The organism is Methylobacterium sp. CCH7-A2 (genome assembly GCF_001557075.1).
Taxonomy (GTDB): Bacteria; Pseudomonadota; Alphaproteobacteria; order Rhizobiales; family Beijerinckiaceae; genus Allobosea; species Allobosea massiliensis.
The window spans coordinates 1-653 of sequence record NZ_LSKN01000271.1 but is presented as its reverse complement, the minus strand read 5'-3'; the positions used below and the strand labels follow the sequence as shown (position 1 = coordinate 653).

Annotated in this window: 1 protein-coding gene and 1 pseudogene; both read left to right on the top strand. The window is 64.8% G+C overall.

The annotated features are described in order from the left end of the window. Positions 1–114 precede the first annotated feature (114 nt). Positions 115–429, top strand: a complete 315-nt coding sequence (gene groES, locus AX750_RS20125) for a co-chaperone GroES (RefSeq protein ID WP_066734489.1) — start codon at positions 115–117, stop codon at positions 427–429. Positions 430–487: 58 nt separating this feature from the next. Further along, positions 488–653, top strand: a pseudogene (gene groEL / locus AX750_RS26265) (chaperonin GroEL); the annotation flags it as partial.

Genomic DNA, 653 nt, shown 5'->3' with positions numbered 1-653 from the left:
CGGCAAAACCAGATCATCGCGCGGGCGAACGTGCCGCAGGGCGCCGCGGTTCCTCAGCCGCGCCGCCGGGGCGTCGCCTGCTTTGACCTGTGACCGACATGAACGGAGGAACTCATGAAGTTTCGGCCACTGCATGACCGCGTCGTCGTGAAGCGCATCGACGCCGAGGAGAAGACCAAGGGCGGGATCATCATCCCCGACACCGCCAAGGAGAAGCCGCAGGAGGGCGAGATCGTCGCCGTCGGCCCCGGCGCCCGCGACGAGCAGGGCAAGCTGGTGGCGCTCGACGTCAAGGTCGGCGACCGCGTGCTCTTCGGCAAATGGTCCGGCACCGAGGTGAAGATCGACGGCGAGGATCTCCTGATCATGAAGGAGAGCGACATCATGGGTGTCGTCGAGGCCACCGCCTCCCTGAAGAAGGCCGCCTGACGGGGCTTCGCCTCCAACCCATCAACCTGAAACCTCAAGTCTGAAGGAGTGAGGAATCATGGCTGCGAAAGACGTCAAGTTTTCGCAAGACGCCCGCGAACGCATGCTGCGCGGCGTCGACACCCTGGCCAATGCGGTCAAGGTCACGCTCGGTCCCAAGGGCCGCAATGTCGTGATCGAGAAGTCGTTCGGCGCTCCCCGCATCACCAAGGACGGCGTCACCG

What these genes read in the sequence shown, in the direction of transcription:
- groES (WP_066734489.1), top strand. Translation starts at nt 115, where the DNA reads ATGAAGTTTCGGCCACTGCATGACCGCGTCGTCGTGAAGCGCATCGAC.